Origin of the sequence: Cognataquiflexum aquatile (genome assembly GCF_003316845.1) — a bacterium.
Lineage (GTDB): Bacteria > Bacteroidota > Bacteroidia > Cytophagales > Cyclobacteriaceae > Cognataquiflexum > Cognataquiflexum aquatile.
In genome coordinates this window covers 1,013,326-1,029,746 of the sequence record NZ_QMIK01000001.1, presented here as the reverse complement: position 1 = coordinate 1,029,746, position 16,421 = coordinate 1,013,326, and the positions used below count along the sequence as shown (strand labels likewise).

Sequence of the window (16,421 nt, the reverse complement as noted above, 5' to 3'; positions counted from 1 at the left end):
AAATGATTAAATCGAGTAAGTGACCCCTTCTTCGCTGAGGTAAGTGTTTTCAAAGACTTCCTTGGCTTGGTCTAAGATCGGGGTGAGGTCTTTGTACCGGGAGGAGTAATGTCCAAGGAGTAATTTACCCACATTGGCTTTCATGGCGATAATTCCAGCCTGTCTGGAAGTACTATGAAAAGTAGTACCAGCCCTTTCAGTTTCATCGTCTCCGAAAGTGGCCTCGTGGTACAGCAAATCGACCCCATTGATAAAGTTGACTAAAGTCGGGTCAAAGACAGTATCGGAACAATAACCGTATTTTTTTGATTGTTTTGGGGGATAAGTATATTCTTCAACGCGGTATAGGACTTTGCCATCGGGGTCGACCACATCTTTTCCTTCACGCAGTGAGACAATGGCCTCAACAGGCATTTTTGTTTTCACCAATTTTTCTTTGACCATGTTTCGCAAGCCGGGCTTTTCTTCTATCAAAAAACCGGTACACGGAATTCTATGTTGCAAAGGAAAAGTAAATACCCTGAACATGGGTTCTTCCAAAATCAGGTTTTTTCCTTCCGCTTGTGTAGGCACAAAACGTAAGGGAAAGCTCAGTTTGGTATTGGTGTATTTGAGTTGCGTGGTGATGATTTCATCGAGTCCACTTGGTCCAAAGATGGTCAAAAGGCGCTCCCTTTTTACCAAATGGAAGCTTGAGATCAATCCCATCAGGCCATAAAAATGGTCTCCGTGGAGGTGGGAAATAAGGATAAAATCTATTCTTCCAAATTTTAGCTTGAATTTGCGGAGCTGAATCTGAGTTCCTTCCCCACAATCGATCAATAAAAAAGAATTGCCCACGGATACCAGTTGGGATGTCTGGTTTCTTCCGTGGGCAGGAATGGCGGAGTTGGATCCTAGGATGGTGACTTCAAATTCCAAAATTAATCTTCCTCTTCTTCTTGTTCTTTACCTTCTATTTCATGGATAAAGATAGCTTCAGCAGCTTCTTCGATAGTGTCCACAATGATAAAAACCTTATCGAGCATGGAAAGTTTAATCAATTTCATGACATGGTCTTGAGGTGAAGCGATGATGAAAATCCCACCGTTGCGGCCAAACTCCCTGTTGCCTACCAAAAGCGCACTTAATCCGCTTGAATCAGCATATTTCACACTACTCATATCAATAACCAAATTGTTATAGCCTTCCGCCTGTACGGTCAGAAGTTCTGACTTGAGTTTTGGAGAAAGGGCTGAATCAAGCTTCTCTTCCAAAGGGGTGAAAATTACATACTGTTCTTTTTTATCTACTGAATACTTCATAGCAATTGTTTTTGAATATTGCCCCTCAAAAAAGGGCGGTCTTTTAAATAAATTATTGTGTATTAACTCTTTATTGTCACTAACTATATGAAAATCAGATTGGAGGGCAATTGCACTGGCTATGGACTATCGACCGTGGTCTGTGGACTGAATTATCCGCAACTTTTACATTAATTTTAGCTAATGGCAACAGTAGCGGATAATCATATTAAATATTTTCCAATATGGCTTTTTCTATACTTCCTTCCAAATCTGTATATGCAGATTTTACAAATGGCTCGCCGATAATATTTTCATAGAGTTCGATGTACCTATTTGAAATTTCCGAGATGAATTCATCCTTCATTTCCGGTACCGATTGACCTTCTTTGCCCTGAAAACCATTGGCTATCAGCCACTGCCTTACAAATTCCTTGGATAATTGTTTTTGGGCCAAGCCTGCTTTTTGGTATTCGTCATACTTGTCCGCATAGAAATACCTTGAAGAATCGGGAGTATGGATTTCATCTATCAGAAGGATCTGGTCTCCGTATTTTCCAAACTCATACTTGGTATCCACCAAGATCAATCCCATTTCCTTAGCCATTTCACTTCCTTTTGCATAGAGGGCATGGGTGTATTTTTCCAACACTTCGTAATCTTCACGGCTTACAATCCCCTGTGCAAGGATTGCTTCTTTGGAAATATCCTCATCATGACCTTCTGATGCTTTGGTGGTAGGGGTGATGATAGGAGAGGGAAGTTTGTCGTTTTCTTTCAAACCTTCAGGAAGGGAGACGCCACAGATACTTCTTTTACCGGCTTTATATTCCCTTGCTGCATGTCCGGCGAGATATCCTCTTATGACCATTTCCACTTTGAAAGGCTCGCATTTTTTTCCGATCGTCACATAAGGATGTGGCGTGGAAGTCACCCAATTGGGAACCAAATCTGCCGTAGCTTTCAGAAAACGGGCTGCAATCTGATTCAAAACCTGCCCTTTGAAAGGGATGGGTTTTGGCAAAACGACATCAAAAGCAGAAATCCTGTCAGTGGCCACCACCGCCAATTGGTCTTCAAAAATATATACATCTCTAACTTTTCCCTTGTAGAATCCCACTTGTTCGGGGAAATTGAAATGGGTTTCTTTAATACCTGCTTCCATTTTTTTTGTCTATTCTGCAAAATTAGAAAAAGATGGGTTTAATGGGGATTTGCCCCTGATTAATTATCATCTTTTCCCCTTTTTATTTTTCGGTGGGTTCCACAGGCTTGCCTTCTTTGAAAACCCGCTCTGAAATCAGATTTCCGTTTTCATCAAATACCTTTTGTATCCCGTGTGGTTTGCCTAACCTGTAGAAAATGGATTCTTTTAGCTTTCCATTGGAATGGTAAATGAGTACTTCTCCTTCTTCCAGTCCATTTCTGAAATTGATGATCCGTTCCTTTTGGCCGTTTTCATAGAATCCTAGAATTTGGACAATTTGTCCATAGGAATTGAAGTTGGTAATCTCGGAAGTTTCCCCATTTTCAAAGTAACTGATGGCTTTTCCGTTGATGTTTCCGTTTTTATAGCTGACTGTTTTTTCTGTTTTTCCACTTTCATAAAAACTTTTGAATGTACCGACAGGAATCCCTTTTTTGTAGCTTCCTTGTTTGGCAATCTGACCGTTTTCAAAGTAAAAAGTTGCCTCACCTTCCTGAACACCATCTTTATAATTTATCTGGGAGGAAATTTTCTCTCCTGGATAATAGGTGAATTGGGGACCGTTTAATTTCCCGTCTTTATAAGCAGACCTGTTGGTGATTTGATCTTCAAAAAAATTCTCCCGGACCTCTATCACCCCATCATTGAAAAAGATCTTTTCTATAATGGAATTGGCCATTTCTTCACTGTACACCAAAGTCCAATCGTTGGGCTTGTCATTTTTGAAAAAAGATTTTTGTTTTACTCCGCCTGATTCAAAATAGGAAATGATTTCGCCCTCGATTTTATTGTCAACATAGGACAATTCCTGCGAAACTTTTCCTGAAGGAAAGTAATTGATGGATTTCCCCTGTTTTTGATTGTTGATATAATTCACTTTGCGCAGCGTATCTCCGGTTTCGGGATACCAATCAATAAACAATCCCTCTTTCTTCCCATCTTTAAGTTGGCCCGTCTGCGCCAGTTCACCGCTGGCGAGATAGAGTTTGAATTCCCCTTGTGGTACCCCGTTGACGGTAAAGTATTCCTCTTTCAGCAGCTTTTTTTCTTCATCATAGTAGACTTTTACCTGTTCCTGTGAAAACCCATACCCGAAAATCCCCAGAAAGAAGGTTAGGAAAATGGCAATTTTTACCAAGGTTGAAGGGTTTTGAACGTTTTTTGAGAAAGGGAAGGGTGAATTCATCAGAAATTTAAGGCTAGGTGATTTATGAAAAAATTGAAATAGAATAAGGGATGAAGTTTTTGATCCTTCATCCCCAATCATGATTTATAGTTTTTCGATGACGATTGCCGAAGCTCCGCCGCCGCCATTACAGATTCCTGCCACACCGACTTTGCCTTTCTTTTGGTCCAACACTGAACAAAGCGTCGTAATGATCCTGGCACCGGATGCGCCTAGTGGGTGTCCCAAGGAAACCGCTCCGCCAAAGACATTCAGTTTATCGTTGTCTAGGTGAAGTTCACGTTGGTTTGCGATGGCTACTGCGGCAAAGGCTTCATTGATTTCATAGAAATCAATATCATCAGCTTTCAACCCTGCGTTTTTGATTGCTTTTGGAATGGCAATAGCTGGCGCGGTGGTAAACCAAAGCGGATCTTGTGCTGCATCTGCAAAGCCCCGGATCTTGGCGATGGGTTTGAGTCCCAACTCTTCGACTTTTTCTTTGCTTGCCAAAACCAAAGCCGATGCACCGTCATTCATGGTGGAGGCATTGGCGGCGGTCACTGTTCCGTCTTTTTCGAAAACAGGTCTGAGTGAAGGGATTTTGTCGAACATGACATTTTTGAATTCCTCATCTTCCTCTATGATGATGGTTTCTCCTTTTCTACCGGCGATTTCTACAGGGATGATTTCGTCTTTGAATGCACCGGATTTCCATGCTTCAGCGGAGCGAGTGTATGATTGGATGGCATAAGTGTCCTGTTCTTCCCGGGTGATTTTCATTTCTCTGGCCGTATTGTCTGCACAGTTGCCCATCGGGAATTTATAATAAGCCTCAAACAAGCCATCTTTTACCAATCCGTCAACGAGTTCGGCATTGCCATATTTGTAGCCAAACCTTCCTTTTGGAATATAGTAGGGAACATTGGACATGCTTTCCGTACCGCCTGCTACTACCAGGTCATTTTGTCCTGTCATGATGGATTGGGCTGCCAACATCACCGCTTTCATACCGGAAGCACAGACTTTATTTATGGTGGTGCAAGGCACATTGTACCCCAATCCTGCTCCGATGGCTGCCTGGCGGGCTGGTGCCTGACCGAGATTGGCGGAGATGACATTTCCCATCATCACTTCCTCAACTTCACTTGGGTCAACGCCTGCTTTTTGAAGCGCACCTTTGATGGCTATGCTTCCGAGTTCAACAGCGGTCAAACTGGATAGCTTTCCTCCAAAACTCCCCAAAGGAGTTCTCACTGCGGATACGATAAAGACTTCTTTCATTTGGGTTTATATTTTTAGATATGAGACGTGAGATATGAGATGTGAGACTGGAGACTTTAGACGTGAGACAAAAGACACAAGACCTTTAACTTTGTTCAGAAAACCGAGGATTACTATTCAGAATGGAAAGGGGAAGGTTCTAGAATTAGTTTCGCGATTTTCACCTTTTACTTCTTACCTTTTACTTCTTACCTCTTACTTGTTACTTCCCACTTCCAAACTTCCCACCTTCCCAACCTCCAACTACCACTCAGGCAAACCTCTCTTTTGTTTTTTGGTTGGTTTTTTCTTGTTCTGCTGGATATATCGGAGCTCGGCAGCATTCATGGCCTCGAGGATTTGGGCAGCTTGTTCGGGAGAAAGGTTCATTTCCTGGAGTTTCTCCTTCACTTTTTCGAGCGCTTTTTCTCTGTCGCTTAGGTCACTTTCTATGTCACTGGCTTCTTCGGAATCTTTTTCTTCCTGAGATTTTTCACCTTCTTTGTCGTCCTTTTTCTGTGATTCGGTGGCTTCATCTTCTTCAGATTTTTCTTCCCCTTCGCCGTCCTTTTTTTCCTCAGATTTTTTGTCCTGTTCTTGCTTTTCCTGCTCCTCTTGTTTTTCCTGTTCTTCCTTGTCCTGCTGCTCCTGTTTTTGTTGTTCCTGCTGTTCAGGATTTTGTTTCATCCACCTGCTCAGCAGTTCATAATTGTATCTGGCGGATTCATTGAGGGGATTATTGATCAAAGCCATTTTGAATGCTTCAAGCGCTTCCTCATATTTCTTTTGCTCACCGAGGAGGATTCCGTTTTGGTTATATGCAAAAGAAGCAATGTTTTTGTCAGGAGATTGGTAGAGACTTTGATAAGTGAGACCCGCCTGTTCTAATTGACCTCCATAATGTTGGCTTAGGGCGAGGTCATAGCTGACATTGGGTGAACTTAGATTGAATTCACTGACCAACCGCATGTGGTTGGTGATCGAAGCTTCATAGTCAGTTTCTTCATAGCTTTTTGTGGCGGCTTTGATAGCAGCATTTCTTTTACCTACCTCGTTCCATGAGGAAGTAATCATCAAAATCGTTAGAAAGAAAACCCTTACTGAAGTCACCATGGTGGTTACACGTTATTACAATTTGATGGTTTTGAATGGCAGCATCAGGTCCAACAATGCCAAACCCAATGCAATTAACAGAAAATAAAAGTACTTGTTGGCAGAAGCCTCGACCATTCTTGATCCGGTGACGGTGGCTTCCTGTCTTTCCAAGGCAGCGATGAGGTCAGGGATTTCCTGCAATTCATCACTCAATTCAAAATAAGACCCATTTGTCTGGGAGGCTATCAGCTTGAGATTGCCTGATTCGAGTCTGCTGATTACCGGCAAGTTGGTGTCCGGATCGATGATTTTCCCGCTTCCTTTGGGGATATTGCTTCCCTGACTTGTTCCCACTCCGAGTGAAAATACCTTGATTCCTTTGTCGCTCAATTGAGAGGTGATGTCCTGAAAATCTTCTCCAAAATCCTCCCCATCCGAAATCAGGACGATGGATTTGGAATTGGCTTCGGCTGATTCTTCAAGGTCAAATTTATTCAGCGCCATATTCAACGGAGCACTGATATCTGTCCCCTGATTGGGTACCAATGCGGTATTCAAACCATCAAGGTGCAGCTGTAGGACATTTTGGTCAAAAGTCAAAGGGCATTGGATAAAGGCCTCCGAACTGAATATGATCAGGCCGATCCTGTCTCCGGTAAAATTTTTGACAAGGTTTTTGAGTTCATATTTGATCCTTTGAATCCTGCTTGGCCCGATATCGGTGGCATTCATGGATTGGGAAAGGTCAATGGCAATGAAGATGTCTTTGCCTTCTTCTTTGATTTCCTTCATCGAAGTACCGATGGAAGGTCCTGCCATTGCAACCAAAAAAAGTAAGAAATAGGAAAGCCTGAGCAAAAGTTTTAGAAACAACCTGTGTTTTTGAACCACAAGTTTTTTGTTGATGATATAAAAACGGTATAGGTATACCAAATACAGAAAGCCAAAAACAATGGCCAATATATAAATCAATCTCGCGTCAGGGTATGCCCAAATCATGCCCTGAAATTATAAAATATTGATGAAAACAAAAGGAAAAGAAATTATTGACATAAATTTCAACACCCAAAGGCCAAATTCCGTTATCCTTTCAAACCAAATTTTCTTCATGAAGTTTTTGCCCTTAACAGTCTTTGTTTTTCTATTTTTGGGATCAACCCTACTTTATTCTCAACAGCCCACATTCATCTCAGGAACTGTCCTTGAGGTAGAAGGAAATACTCCCTTGCCCGGTGCCAACATTTATTGGGAATCAGAACCTCAGAAAGGTGTCGTTTCGGATATCAACGGTGAATTCACTTTGGCTTCTGTTCCTCTCCCTGCCAAACTGGTCATTTCTTTTATAGGATATTCTCCCTCCATCAGGGTATTGACTGTCAGGGATTTGGATAAACCACTGAAGTTTTTCCTCAAACCTGAAGAACTTTCCCTGGAGGAAATCATCATCAGGGAAACCAACCCTGAACAAAATGTCAAAGGAATTGAAATGGGGAAATCGGTGGTACCGATTGAGACTATCAAAAACATTCCGGCATTGTTTGGTGAAGTGGATATTTTAAGGAGTTTGCAGCTTTTGCCTGGGGTTAAATCTGCAGGCGAAGGAACTACTGGTCTGTTTGTGCGGGGAGGTTCGGCTGACCAAAACCTGATCAACCTTGACGGTGCACCGGTCTATAATCCTTCACACTTTTTTGGGTTTTTCTCGGTATTCAACCCGGATGCTTTGTCAGACATTGAGTTTTATAAAGGAAATATTCCTGCTGAATTGGGCGGTAGGGTATCCTCTGTCATAGATGTTTCGATGAGGGAAGGGAATTTTCAGAAAATCCGGGGTGAAGGAGGAATTGGTACCATCAGTTCAAGGCTGACGTTAGATGGACCGCTGTTTTCTGACAAATCATCTTTTGTTGTATCAGGGAGGAGGACTTATGCCGACCTGTTTCTGAGGCTTTCAAACAATGAGAATATCAAAAATAATCAGCTCTATTTTTATGACCTGAGTGCAAAATTTACTTTCAAGCTCGGTGAAAAGGATAAAATTTCATTTTCCTCCTACTATGGTTCGGACTTCCTGGGACTTTCCGGACAGTTTGGATTAGGCTGGAACAATTTCATTACCTCATTCAATTGGAACAGAAATATCAGTTCCACCAAATTCTTTGACTTGAGTGCCTACCATAGCAGGTATCAATATCAGGTTCTTTTCGACGATCCACAGGATGGGTTTAATTGGACCAATTCCCTTTCAGAATCCGGAGTAAATCTTGGGTGGACCTGGCTGCTTGGAAATAACTCGGTGATCAAAGCCGGCTATCATGGGCAATTGTACCATTTTGCTCCGATCAATCTGGAGTTGGCTCCCGAGTCCAACCTGACTGACATCAATACCAACCAAAAAAACGGATTGCTCAACAACCTCTACGTTTCGGGTACCACCGAGTTGGGAAGTAAATTACTTGTAGAGGCAGGATTGAGGTTGAGCCATTATCAGGAAGTAGGTAAAGGTGTTCTTTACGAATATGAAGGAGGCATACCCAGTCCTGATGCTGAGGTGACAGATACATTGACTTTTGGAAGACTGGAAAGAATGAAAGCTTTTCAAAGGTTGGAGCCGAGGATTTCACTCAGGTACCTGATTGCAGAAGACCTTTCTTTCAAAGCAGCCTTTAACCGTAACCACCAATATGTGCAGGTGGCTTCCAACAGTTCGGCAGGGCTTCCAATAGACCGTTGGGTGCCTTCCGGAACTTACATCGAGCCATTGAGAGGAGATCAGGTTTCGGTGGGATTATTTAAAAATTTTGCAGGAGGAACTTGGGAAGTTTCGGTGGAGACTTATTACAAAGATTTTAGAAATGTGATCGACCTCCGTCAGGGGGCAAGTGTGCTTTTTACAGACAATGTGGAAACCGAATTGCTTTCCGGAGTGGGATATGCTTACGGAACAGAGTTTTTGATCCGAAAAAATGTTGGAAAAACAACAGGTTGGCTTGGATATACTTATTCCAGAACATGGAGAAAAATTGAAGGCATCAGCAGTGATACTTGGTACAATCCCAGGTTTGACAGACCGCATGATGTAAGTCTTGTATTGAACCATGAGTTTTCGGACAGGTGGAGTGCAGGGCTTACATTTGTGTATACTTCCGGTCAGGCAGTTACCTTTCCTGTCGGGACTTACGTCGTCGATACCCAACGCGTACCAGTATATGGTGACCAAAGAAATGCTGACCGCTTTCCTGATTACCATCGTGTAGATGCCTCCATCACCTGGAAAAATCAGGACAAAGGGAGGAAATGGAGGGGAAGCTGGAACTTCAGTGTATATAACCTTTATGGTAGAAAGAATCCTTTTACCTTCCAGTTTACAGACATTTACAATGATGACATCACTTTTGATCCTGAGGATGGGGGAGAAGTAGTATCCCAAAGACCGGGGGTGATCATGACTTATTTGTTTACTTTTTTGCCTGCCTTGACTTATAATTTCAAATTCTGATGAGAAACCTGACCTATATTTTATTCCTGATTTTATTTGCTTCCTGTCAGGAAGAAGTGGTGTTGGACTTGGGGACACTCGAACCCATTCCGGTCATCGAAGCTATCTGGACCGACAACAATGCCATCAACCAAGTGAAAATCACCCTTTCAAAAGATTATTACCAAGAAGGTGACAATGAAGTGGTAGTAGATGCCCAGGTGAGTATCATCAATTTGGGTACAGGTGCCAAGGTAAATTTCTTTTATTCCCCCGCTACTAAAAAATACCTTGCCCAAAATGGCATAACCGGTAAAGTGGGCCAACAATATGAGTTGAATGTTAAAATGGGAGATAAGGAATTTGTTTCCCAAGGGACAATCTTGGAACCTCCGGTATTGGATAGTGTGGTGGTGCAATTTCAAGAGGAGAGGCTTTTTAGAGAAGAAGGGTATTACCTGACTGTTTATGGAAAAATTCCATTTACCGAAGACAACAATTACAGGATCAGAATCATTGAAAATGATACCTTGAAGAACAGCAGGTTCGATTATTTGTTGTTCGATGATTCCTTTGGGACTTCCATTTTGGATAATGGATTTGAACTTTCGGGTTTTCCTTTCAAGGCAAATGACAAAATCCGGCTGGAACTGTTCCGGTTGAATCAGGGCGCTTTTGATTATTTGAATCAGCTTGTCAGTCTGCTGTTCAATGACGGGGGGCTTTTTTCGCCACCACCGCAAAATCCCCAATCCAACATCAGGCTGAGAAGCGGTCAGGGAATGGTTTTAGGCTATTTTATGACCAGTCCATTACTCAGTGAGACGGTGCAGGTCCCGGAAGAAAATCCCTGATTTTTTGCTTTTCGGTTCTTTAAGGATAATATTTTTACCTTTGTGCCTATGGTAGATTTTGGATTGAAAGGAAAGGTAGTCGTCACCTGCAAGGACAGGTTTTCATCTTACCTTGAAAAAGAACTTATAGAATTGGGTTATAGGCCTGTAAAAACCGAAAGGACTTCCATTGAATTGGAGGCTTCTCTTTCAGATTGTATTTTTTTGAACCTTCATCTGCGGACTGCCAGCCATGTCTTGTTTGAGATCAGGTCTTTTTATCTCCACCATGCGGATGATATTTATAGAAGGATCAAAGCATTGCCTTGGGAAGATTATATTTCTGAATCTTCTTATTTTTCAGTCATTTCGCATGTGGACAATGAGAGCGTGGACAATCCGCTTTTTGTCAATGTCAGGATCAAGGATGCTATCGTAGACAGGTTCAGGGAAAAATCCGGGATCAGGCCTGACTCAGGATCGGCATTAGAAGGAGCTGTTTTTCAGCTTTTTTGGAAAGAAACCCAGGCCAATCTGTATATCAATACTACCGGAGATACTTTGGCCAAACACGGATATCGAAAGATTCCCGGAAAGGCACCCATGTTGGAAGCCTTGGCTTCGGCGACAATCATTGCCACCGATTGGGATAGGCAGAGCCCTTTTGTCAATCCCATGTGCGGATCGGGGACTTTGGCAATCGAAGCCGCGATGATGGCTACCAACCGATTCCCCGGGCTTTTGAGAGACCATTATGCATTTATGCATATCAAAGGTTATGACGAGGATTTTTACCAGGAAGAAAAGGAAAAACTCAAGGCAGAAATAATTGAACGACCCGGTCTGCGAATCATAGCAAGCGATATCAGTGAGCAGGCGATTTTATTTAGCAGAGAAAACGCAAGCATGGCAGGTGTTGAGGACTTGGTCGAATTTGAAGTATGTGATTTTGAAGAAACGACAGTACCAGAATCTGATTCGGGAGTGGTGTTTTTCAATCCCGAATATGGAGAAAGGTTGGGAGAAGAGGAGGATTTGGCTATCACTTATAAAAGAATGGGTGACTTTATGAAGCAAAGATGTCCGGGCTATACAGGATTTATCTTTACAGGCAATGTTTCCTTGGGTAAAAAAGTAGGACTTCGCGCTGCCCGCAAAATCGAATTCTATAACGGGACGATTGATTGCCGGTTATTGAAATTTGAATTGTATAGGGGAACGAGGGAGAAGGTTGATTAGTTATCAGTCCACAGACCACGGTCCACAGTGGGTGTTTCCCGGCATCAGGCCATATTTTAAATAGATATGTCTGGTGAGGTGCAAAAATGTATAAAAACAAAAAAACCGGCGTCCGCCGGTTTTTTTGTTGGATTGTTTATAGGCTTTTCAGAAGTGAATCCATCTTTGATTTGAGGTCTAGGATGGCTTTGCTGTATCGGTCATCCCATTCTGTCAACCTTGCGGAGGATTTCATTTCAGTTTCATATTGGATTCCAGGAAGCATCCAAGAAGCATAACCGCTGAAGGGATCCGATGAAGCAAATAGGGACCTGTACCAATTCCCAAAATACATTCCTTTAGGATCAATGAAGCTTTTTTCCAATGCGATCAGGTCTTTGTTGATGGCCTTGATCTTTTTGGAATCAAGTTGACTGCCTGCCAAAACGGAGGCAATTTTGCTATCCAAAGCTTCAGCACTTGATTTCATAGCTGTGACGGCCTCTTTTGATTTTTCAAACCCTTTGAAATTTTTGTCATAGGCTTTGACGCTTTTCTCTGCATTCTCAAAATGGGTAGCCAGGTCTTTAGAATACCTCGATGCCTCATAAGGAATGATCTCAGCATTTGCCAATCTCAATGCCATAATTCCGATCACCTGCTCTACAGTTCCGCCCATTTTGAAAGTTGGGTCAGCAAACTTTTTGTAGAAATGAAGGTCATCGTAATTGGTGTGGTACAGGGAAGGACCACCCGAACCGCCACTGATAGAAGGGACGCCTACGTGCATGTAAAATGCGATATGGTCAGAACCACCGCCGAGATTACCGATGCTTGGTTCCGGTTTGCCCGCTGCCCAAACGTCGTAAACCGTTTTGGCGGAATCGGGATAAGCCACTTGTTTGGCTGACTCCATGATTACTTTTTTCAGAGTAGGAGAGGAAGCTGATCCAAAATACTTTCCGGAAACCGCAGCATCCAAATTGATATAGGCGACGGCTTTTGCCCCCAACTCATCACGGAACTGCTCAACCCACTCCGTAGAACCGATTACGCCGTGTTCCTCTGCATCCCAATGCGCTATCAAAATTGATCGGGCCGGTCTTTTGCCTTCTTTCACCAATTTGCCCATAGTCTCGGCCATGCTTAGCAACATCGCAGTTCCTGAATTTGGATCGGTGGAGCCAAATCCCCATGCATCATAGTGACAGCCAAGAATGATCCATTCGTCAGGATACAATTCACCTTTCAATGTACCGACCACATTGTTTGCTCTGGTCATGCCTTTTTCCTGCTGCACTTTGAGCCTGACGGTCAACTCTTTGCCGCCTTCCAATCTGTAGGTAAAAGGCAAGCCTCCCTGCCAACCTGCAGGAACGGCTTTTCCTTTCATTTTACCGATGATCTCTTTGGCAGCACCATAACCAATTGGAGTAACCGGTATGGTATGTAATCCTTCTACCTCAGCAGGATCCAATCTTTTGATTTTGGTTTTCCCATCAAGGGGAAGTGCAGGTTCAAAAGGAGTCAAGGGATCTCCTGTCCAATCGACTGTGAGCAAAGATCCTCTTTGGATAGAGCTTTCATCATAATAAGTACCTTCAGGATAGACTGGACCTTTCATATACCCTGCATCTGCAGGATCGGTGAAAATAATCAAGCCGGCTGCACCATATTGTTCTGCAAATTTCGCTTTGTAGCCACGGAAATTACCTCCATATCTTGCCAAGACAATTTTGCCTTTGACATCAACACCCAATTCCTTTAATTTTTCGAAATCTGCTTTGGTACCGTAGTTGGCATAAACGACTTCGGCGGTGACATCGCCATTACCTGAAAATGCATTCCAACCTTTCCAAAGATTGGGATTGGAAGAATAAGGATCTTCGGTCAGGATGTTTTCCTGTTGGTTGAGTGGTTGCCTGATGGGGGTGACGATTTCTATAAGGGATTCTCCGGGGCCTTTGGAAAGGTACAGATCGTAGGGGTAGACGTTTACTTCCCATCCTGATTTTTTCATGGATTCCGCCATGTAGTCTTTTACTTTTTCATTGGCGGCGGTACCTGCCACGTGAGGTTCGGAAGTAATGGCTTCCAAATGGATCCTGAACCGGCTGAAATCAACGGTTTCTTTGAATTGTTTTTCAAAGTCCATTTGTTTCGAGCCTGAATTTTTTGAGAACCCATCTATTGTTTGGGACTGAAGCTGCAAAGCCATCAGCCCAACAAAAATAAATGTCAGTAAATAATGTTTTTTCATAGAATTAATTTTTTGGAAATCACCTGTCCGCAAATATATCCAAACCCCAAATTGAAATTGCTTATAAATGTTGAAAGGTTGAAAATTGGTTTTATTGCTGGGAAGTAGGGAAGTAGGGAAGTAGGGAGGTATGGAGGTTGGGAAGTAGGGAGCTTGGAATATGGCAGTACCTGCCGGAAACAGGAAAAGGTAAAAAAACAAAAATCCTCCCAACGAATCATCGGGAGGATTTTACTAGGTTTAAGTTCAATTTGGCTTAATTATCTTAAAATCTATAGTCGTAATGGCGTTTGTCTTATACTAAGGAATGAATTTTTCGATGTAGTCCAAGTTAAAATTCAGATCGGAAATTCATTTGATCTCAAATGTAATACTTGGTTTTCAAATATAGAAAAATAAATCAAATCAATGTGTAAATTGTACATGATGAATAAAATAATGGTATGGCAAAATTAAGAGCAAGCAACCGGGACTTTGAAAACATGGAAGTTTTTCCCCAACTGTCTTTGGATTGTGTCATTTTTGGATTTCATGATGGAACTTTGAAGGTGCTTTTATTGAAGTGGAAAGGGACCGAATATTGGAGTCTTCCGGGGGGATTGATTCGGCAAAGTGAGGATATCGATGATGCTGCCATTCGGATTTTGCAGGAAAGGACGGGTTTGGACCACATTTTTTTGAGGCAGTTTTACACCTTTGGGAAAACCGAACGGTACGATAGCCAAAAGGTTTCTGACCGGCTTTCCCATGTTATTGATCCAAAATCATGGTATGAAAGGGCCATTTCCATTGGGTATTATGCTTTGGTGGATTATGCCGCGGTTTTTCCCAATCCCGATGAGTTTACAGAAGAATGCAAATGGTGGGATTTGGAAGTTGTTCCCGAATTGTTGTTTGACCACAATGAGATTTTGAAAAAGGCATTGCATTCTTTGAGGTTGGAGCTCAGCTACCAGCCTGTGGGCTATAACCTGCTCCCCGAGAAATTCACCATGCCGGCCATGATGAGGATGTATGAGGCCATTTTGGGAAGAAAAATTGATCCCCGAAATTTTCAGAAGAAAATCCTCCATTCGGGGATTGTCATCAAACTCAATGAGGTGAAGAAAGGAACGGCCCATAAATCACCTTATCTATATAAGTTTAATCAGGATAAATACCAGGAAGTCCTGGAAGACGGAGGTCTGTTTATTATTTGATGGCAGTTGATATTATTGAGTTGTAAAATTTTTAACTTGAATCAAAATCCCCAAAAATGGCAGCTTCATTGGCCCGAATCCAGAAAACAGCTTATATCCTGATCATCATTGTGATTGTGTTTTGGATAATGAAAGTAGGATCATTTATCATCGTCCCGATCGTATGGGGCATTTTCTTTGCTTTTTCCCTTTATCCTATCTCAAATTGGTTTGAAAAGAAAAGACTGCCCCGTGGACTTGCTATTGCCCTGACCCTCATTCTGTTATCAGCCATTGCGCTCTTTGTTTTTTACACATTGATCAATCAGGTGCTGAGTCTGATTTTGGATATTCCTCAAATCAGCGAATCTTTCCATAAAAAAATCTCCGCCTATTTTATAGACTTGGGTGGAATGGTTGGTTTGGATGGTACCGCAATGCCGGAAATCAGTAGTTTTATTACTCCCGAAAACCTGAATGCCACGCTTTTGGGAGCCGGAAAATCGCTGACTTTGGCAGGAATTGTTCCTTTATTCATTTTTTTGATGCTGTATTACACTGATTTTTTTAGGGAGTTTCTCAATAAAATCTCTGGGGACGACAACAATTCCATTTTGGTCTGGATTGATGATTCGGGAAAAGTCATACAGTCCTATCTGGTAGGGATGACGATTGTGACCGGAATTGTATCAGTGATGTCAGGTGTGTTTTTTTACTTTATCGGGATCAAATACTATGTGCTGTTTGCTGTATTGATCGCAGTGATGAACCTGATTCCTTATGTCGGGGTGATTATCAGTTCTTTCTTGGTCGTGGTTTATGTGTTGTTGACGACAGACAGCCTCTTTTATCCGTTTTTCACCATGTTTATACTTTGGATTATCCAGCTGACTGAAAACAATCTGATCACGCCCTTGATAGTGGGGTCCAAAGTCAATGTCAACACCATGGTAGTGATTTTGGCCATTTTGATCGGGGGGAGTTTATGGGGGGTCTCCGGGATGATTTTGTTTATTCCTTTGATGGGAGTTTTAAAAATCACTTTCGACAGGATTCCTTCTTTGGCGCCATATGGCTATCTGTTGGGGGATAAATTTCCGGTGAATGAAAAAAATGAAAATTTTTGGAAGATTTTCTTAAGAAAGATAAAAAGCAAAAAAGAGGCTTGAGGGCCTCTTTTTTGCTTTTGTGCGCACGAGAAGACTCGAACTTCCACACCCAAGGGCGCTGCCACCTGAAAGCAGTGCGTCTACCAATTTCGCCACGTGCGCATCAATACTAATAAGTCGGGGTGGCAGGATTCGAACCTACGACCTCCACATCCCAAATGTGGCGCGATACCGGGCTACGCTACACCCCGATCTAATTTCTGCCTTTGTTTCAATTGTCTGATTAAGAAATGATTTTCAAAATCTAACACATTGAATCATAGAGCTTTGTA

13 protein-coding genes and 2 tRNA genes are annotated in these 16,421 nt (G+C 42.3%); 5 read left to right on the top strand and 10 right to left on the bottom strand.

Translation table 11 applies throughout. The features are described 5' to 3' along the window. Positions 1–6: 6 nt before the first annotated feature. The 7 genes from DQW11_RS04185 to DQW11_RS04155 all read right to left on the bottom strand — a co-directional run bounded on the left by DQW11_RS04185 (position 7) and on the right by DQW11_RS04155 (position 7,012). Positions 7–921 carry a ribonuclease Z gene (locus DQW11_RS04185; RefSeq protein ID WP_113922724.1) on the bottom strand — a complete coding sequence of 305 codons (915 nt, stop codon included), beginning with the start codon at positions 919–921 and terminating at the stop codon, positions 7–9. A gap of 2 nt (positions 922–923) precedes the next feature. Further along, entirely contained in the window at positions 924–1,304 is a 381-nt protein-coding gene (locus DQW11_RS04180) for an STAS domain-containing protein (protein WP_113922723.1), read from the bottom strand. A gap of 208 nt (positions 1,305–1,512) precedes the next feature. Continuing rightward, on the bottom strand, positions 1,513–2,448 hold the full coding sequence (locus tag DQW11_RS04175; protein ID WP_113922722.1) for a phosphoribosylaminoimidazolesuccinocarboxamide synthase: 936 nt from the start codon (positions 2,446–2,448) through the stop codon (positions 1,513–1,515). 82 nt (positions 2,449–2,530) lie between these two features. Then, on the bottom strand, positions 2,531–3,628 hold the full coding sequence (locus DQW11_RS04170) for a toxin-antitoxin system YwqK family antitoxin (RefSeq protein WP_198669839.1): 1,098 nt from the start codon (positions 3,626–3,628) through the stop codon (positions 2,531–2,533). A gap of 132 nt (positions 3,629–3,760) precedes the next feature. Continuing rightward, entirely contained in the window at positions 3,761–4,939 is a 1,179-nt protein-coding gene (locus DQW11_RS04165) for an acetyl-CoA C-acyltransferase (protein WP_113922720.1), read from the bottom strand. 243 nt (positions 4,940–5,182) lie between these two features. Further along, positions 5,183–6,031 carry a tetratricopeptide repeat protein gene (locus tag DQW11_RS04160; RefSeq protein WP_113922719.1) on the bottom strand — a complete coding sequence of 283 codons (849 nt, stop codon included), beginning with the start codon at positions 6,029–6,031 and terminating at the stop codon, positions 5,183–5,185. Between the two features lie 15 nt (positions 6,032–6,046). Then, entirely contained in the window at positions 6,047–7,012 is a 966-nt protein-coding gene (locus tag DQW11_RS04155) for a vWA domain-containing protein (protein WP_113922718.1), read from the bottom strand. A gap of 109 nt (positions 7,013–7,121) precedes the next feature. On the opposite strand from DQW11_RS04155, the gene DQW11_RS04150 reads away from it, so the two are divergent. The 3 genes from DQW11_RS04150 to DQW11_RS04140 are packed head-to-tail and all read left to right on the top strand — an operon-like array spanning position 7,122 to position 11,563. Then, the gene (locus DQW11_RS04150) at positions 7,122–9,512 is read left to right on the top strand and encodes a TonB-dependent receptor (RefSeq protein ID WP_113923204.1); all 2,391 of its coding nucleotides are present in this window, start codon (positions 7,122–7,124) and stop codon (positions 9,510–9,512) included. Then, complete coding sequence (locus tag DQW11_RS04145) at positions 9,512–10,345, top strand: DUF4249 family protein (RefSeq protein ID WP_113922717.1); 834 nt, start codon at positions 9,512–9,514, stop codon at positions 10,343–10,345. Before DQW11_RS04150 ends, DQW11_RS04145 begins: the two co-directional genes overlap by 1 nt. Positions 10,346–10,393: 48 nt before the next feature. Next, positions 10,394–11,563 (top strand): THUMP domain-containing class I SAM-dependent RNA methyltransferase, encoded by a 1,170-nt coding sequence (locus tag DQW11_RS04140; RefSeq protein WP_113922716.1) that lies wholly within the window; start codon positions 10,394–10,396, stop codon positions 11,561–11,563. A 136-nt stretch (positions 11,564–11,699) separates the two neighbouring features. Here the strand turns inward: DQW11_RS04140 and DQW11_RS04135 are convergent, their stop codons facing one another. Continuing rightward, complete coding sequence (locus tag DQW11_RS04135; protein WP_113923203.1) at positions 11,700–13,802, bottom strand: M28 family peptidase; 2,103 nt, start codon at positions 13,800–13,802, stop codon at positions 11,700–11,702. Positions 13,803–14,245: 443 nt separating this feature from the next. Here DQW11_RS04135 and DQW11_RS04130 point away from each other — a divergent pair, with 443 nt between their 5' ends. Continuing rightward, positions 14,246–15,001 carry an NUDIX hydrolase gene (locus DQW11_RS04130; RefSeq protein ID WP_113922715.1) on the top strand — a complete coding sequence of 252 codons (756 nt, stop codon included), beginning with the start codon at positions 14,246–14,248 and terminating at the stop codon, positions 14,999–15,001. Between the two features lie 56 nt (positions 15,002–15,057). Next, on the top strand, positions 15,058–16,149 hold the full coding sequence (locus DQW11_RS04125) for an AI-2E family transporter (RefSeq protein WP_113922714.1): 1,092 nt from the start codon (positions 15,058–15,060) through the stop codon (positions 16,147–16,149). A gap of 20 nt (positions 16,150–16,169) precedes the next feature. On the opposite strand, the gene DQW11_RS04120 is transcribed toward DQW11_RS04125, so the two are convergent. Together DQW11_RS04120 and DQW11_RS04115 are read right to left on the bottom strand one after the other, a co-directional pair. Further along, positions 16,170–16,251 (bottom strand) — tRNA-Leu (locus DQW11_RS04120). A gap of 15 nt (positions 16,252–16,266) precedes the next feature. Next, positions 16,267–16,340: transfer RNA gene (locus tag DQW11_RS04115), tRNA-Pro, on the bottom strand. Positions 16,341–16,421 lie beyond the last annotated feature (81 nt).

Excerpts from the sequence above, each read along its gene's own strand:
- DQW11_RS04135 (WP_113923203.1), bottom strand. The coding sequence starts at position 13,802 with ATGAAAAAACATTATTTACTGACATTTATTTTTGTTGGGCTGATGGCT.
- DQW11_RS04145 (WP_113922717.1), top strand. The coding sequence starts at position 9,512 with ATGAGAAACCTGACCTATATTTTATTCCTGATTTTATTTGCTTCCTGT.
- DQW11_RS04130 (WP_113922715.1), top strand. The coding sequence starts at position 14,246 with ATGGCAAAATTAAGAGCAAGCAACCGGGACTTTGAAAACATGGAAGTT.
- DQW11_RS04150 (WP_113923204.1), top strand. The coding sequence starts at position 7,122 with ATGAAGTTTTTGCCCTTAACAGTCTTTGTTTTTCTATTTTTGGGATCA.
- DQW11_RS04165 (WP_113922720.1), bottom strand. The coding sequence starts at position 4,939 with ATGAAAGAAGTCTTTATCGTATCCGCAGTGAGAACTCCTTTGGGGAGT.
- DQW11_RS04160 (WP_113922719.1), bottom strand. The coding sequence starts at position 6,031 with ATGGTGACTTCAGTAAGGGTTTTCTTTCTAACGATTTTGATGATTACT.
- DQW11_RS04155 (WP_113922718.1), bottom strand. The coding sequence starts at position 7,012 with ATGATTTGGGCATACCCTGACGCGAGATTGATTTATATATTGGCCATT.
- DQW11_RS04180 (WP_113922723.1), bottom strand. The coding sequence starts at position 1,304 with ATGAAGTATTCAGTAGATAAAAAAGAACAGTATGTAATTTTCACCCCT.
- DQW11_RS04175 (WP_113922722.1), bottom strand. The coding sequence starts at position 2,448 with ATGGAAGCAGGTATTAAAGAAACCCATTTCAATTTCCCCGAACAAGTG.
- DQW11_RS04140 (WP_113922716.1), top strand. The coding sequence starts at position 10,394 with ATGGTAGATTTTGGATTGAAAGGAAAGGTAGTCGTCACCTGCAAGGAC.
- DQW11_RS04125 (WP_113922714.1), top strand. The coding sequence starts at position 15,058 with ATGGCAGCTTCATTGGCCCGAATCCAGAAAACAGCTTATATCCTGATC.